Below are 2,505 nucleotides of genomic sequence, written 5' to 3'. Positions count from 1 at the left end.
TCTTATGGTGATGGTTCCATTAGATGATACAAGGACATTGCTAATCCCGAGTGACTGACCAATCGTTAGCTCGGCGTCAGTCAGCGGATATTGAAAACCATCAAGCGTTATTCCTTCTACTTTTAACGACAACGGAAGCAAAGAAACGTTAGGATATCCTTGCTGCTCGATGTTTAATTGATCGCTAATCAAAGAAATTTTATTATGGTCATCGATGATCGTCATTTTCACCTGTTGCTGGGAAGAAAGCGCGAGCAGGTGGACATTAGCAAGTGAATGATCAAATCTAGTGCCCAGCGCTCCGAGTAAAATGATTTCAGTAGGCTGCAAGTCCAAGGCGAGACGTATGGCCATTTCCGTATCGGTGTAGTTTTTGTCGATGGGGTCACAAGCTATCGTTTGACCGCTATTTTCTCGAATTTCTAACAAATCTTCTTCTGATACGGAATCAAAGTCTCCGATCGAAATATCCGGACGTCGTCCGTTCTTAATGAGAAAGCGAGCACCGCTGTCTGCTCCAATAAGCAGATCATCGGGCTTTATATGTGCAAGTGCCCAGGCGCCAAGCTGGCCGCCCGTGCATATGACGATGCGAGGATGCATGATGAATTTTCCTTTCTTTTTGGCGAAATCTAATGTAATTCACTCCAGTATAATGCCTTTTGTTCTATAAAAACTAGAGGAGTGGAATAACTGTATGGATAAACGAATGAATTTCACGAAATTTGTCGTTGCGTATCCACATCCTCCCAGCTAAAATGATGAATGAAAGTCAAGGTGCATTGATCGGTTCATGTACGGGAAGCGAGGAGCATTTGCTGTGAGTATGGACATTTTTGGTATTTTTAGCATTATCGGAACAATTGCCTTTGCAGTCAGCGGAGCGATTGTCGCTATGGAGGAAGAATACGATATACTAGGTGTGTTCGTGCTTGGACTTGTCACAGCATTTGGCGGCGGTGTCGTGCGTAATCTGTTGATAGGTATGCCAGTTACATCGCTTTGGAATCAAGGATACCTACTCAAAATAGCTATCATTGCCATGACGATTGCTTTTCTATTGCCTGTTGACTGGATTCAGCGCTGGCGACGGAGCGAGGCATTTTTTGACGCGATTGGATTATCAGCCTTTGCTATTCAAGGAGCGCTGTATGCAACGCAAATGAAGCATCCGCTCAGTGCGGTTCTTGTTGCGGCCATGCTGACAGGGATTGGCGGCGGTATCATTCGCGATGTGCTAGCAGGCCGCAAGCCGCTTGTGCTAAAAGATGAAATTTATGCCGTATGGGCCATGCTTGCAGGTCTCGCGATTGGACTAGGTTGGATAAAATCAACCTTGGAGCTCTTGGTTTTATTCGTTATTATTATTAGCTTCCGCATGCTATCTGTCTATTTCAAGTGGAAGCTGCCAAGACGCACGTTACATATTCATACTTCTAATGAACAGCAGAAAAGAGGAATATCATGAAAGCTCGTATTTTATTTGTTTGTCTCGGAAACATATGCAGGTCCCCAATGGCTGAAGCTGTTATGCGCCATCAGGTAGAGCAAGCAAAATTGACAGATCAAATTATGGTTGATTCCGCAGGAACCGGTGACTGGCATTTGGGTCATCCGCCGCATGAGGGCACAAGGGATCAGCTGGATCAGCATCAAATTTCACATCAAGGTATGAAAGCTCGATTAGTTACGCCTGATGACTACAACACGTTTGATTATATCGTATGTATGGACACAAACAACTTACGAGATGTTCGCAAGCTGTTTTTTGGAGAAGGTAAAGCTACAGCAGAGGAATCCAAGCGATTGTTTACTTTTATGGAGCTGCTGCCTGCGAGAGGAATAGCCGATGTGCCTGATCCTTATTATGAAAACAATTTTCCGTTTGTTTATGAGTTAGTCGACAGCGGATGCAAGGAGCTTCTCAAACGGATAAAAGCAGATTTGAAATTAAATGAATAAATTCATTAAAAAAGCTGTCCAACAGTTCCGTAAGGAGCCTGCTGGACAGCTTTGCTTTTGATTATTCAACCTCAATAAAATAGGCGAGAGCTTTATCAAGCTCTTTTTGCCAGAAACCCCATTGATGCTTGCCGTCTTTTTCTTCATAGAAGACAGTAGCTTGATTGAGTTCGAGCAGCGCCTTGGCGTTGCGATTCAAAGCTACAAAATCAAATACGCCACGGTCCGTTTCATAGGCATCCTCTTGCAGGCCAACAATCATATAAATATTGAGCCAGCTTAGGTCTCCTGCTGCCGAAATGATGTTTTGGGATATGCCATAAAAAGCACCTGATAATGACATGACACGTGTAAATAGCTGCGGATAGGAGAGAGCTAAATGCAAGGAAACGGAACCGCCGAGTGAATCGCCTGCCAATAATCGATGCTCTGGTTCTTGTCTTACCGCATAACGTTCCTCAACAAACGGAATGAGCTCTTCCGCGAAAAACCAAATGTATGCCTCGTGCCGATTGCAATCTGGCGTGTATTCCTCCGTACGCT

4 protein-coding genes are annotated in these 2,505 nt (G+C 44.3%); 2 read left to right on the top strand and 2 right to left on the bottom strand.

All coding sequences use genetic code 11. The annotated features are described in order from the left end of the window. On the bottom strand, positions 1-603 hold a 603-nt coding region (locus tag AC1DSE_RS34110), incomplete at its 3' end, for a thiamine diphosphokinase (protein ID WP_477528996.1). A gap of 223 nt (positions 604-826) precedes the next feature. On the opposite strand from AC1DSE_RS34110, the gene AC1DSE_RS34105 reads away from it, so the two are divergent. Further along, positions 827-1,468, top strand: a complete 642-nt coding sequence (locus AC1DSE_RS34105; RefSeq protein WP_076265841.1) for a trimeric intracellular cation channel family protein — start codon at positions 827-829, stop codon at positions 1,466-1,468. Next, positions 1,465-1,962 (top strand): low molecular weight protein-tyrosine-phosphatase, encoded by a 498-nt coding sequence (locus tag AC1DSE_RS34100; protein WP_477511824.1) that lies wholly within the window; start codon positions 1,465-1,467, stop codon positions 1,960-1,962. The genes AC1DSE_RS34105 and AC1DSE_RS34100 overlap by 4 nt, the downstream gene beginning before the upstream one ends. Before the next feature lie 61 nt (positions 1,963-2,023). Here AC1DSE_RS34100 and AC1DSE_RS34095 read toward each other — a convergent pair. Beyond that, positions 2,024-2,505, bottom strand: a 482-nt coding sequence (locus AC1DSE_RS34095; RefSeq protein ID WP_477528995.1) for an alpha/beta hydrolase, incomplete at its 5' end; no start/stop codon positions are given.

The sequence above is a fragment of the Paenibacillus sp. 01L418 genome (assembly GCF_056400045.1).
The sequence above is the reverse complement of the archived record's forward strand: the minus strand, read 5'-3'. Positions and strand labels throughout refer to the sequence as shown.

Coding starts and splice junctions, on each gene's coding strand:
- AC1DSE_RS34105 (WP_076265841.1), top strand. CDS start 827: ATGGACATTTTTGGTATTTTTAGCATTATCGGAACAATTGCCTTTGCA.
- AC1DSE_RS34100 (WP_477511824.1), top strand. CDS start 1,465: ATGAAAGCTCGTATTTTATTTGTTTGTCTCGGAAACATATGCAGGTCC.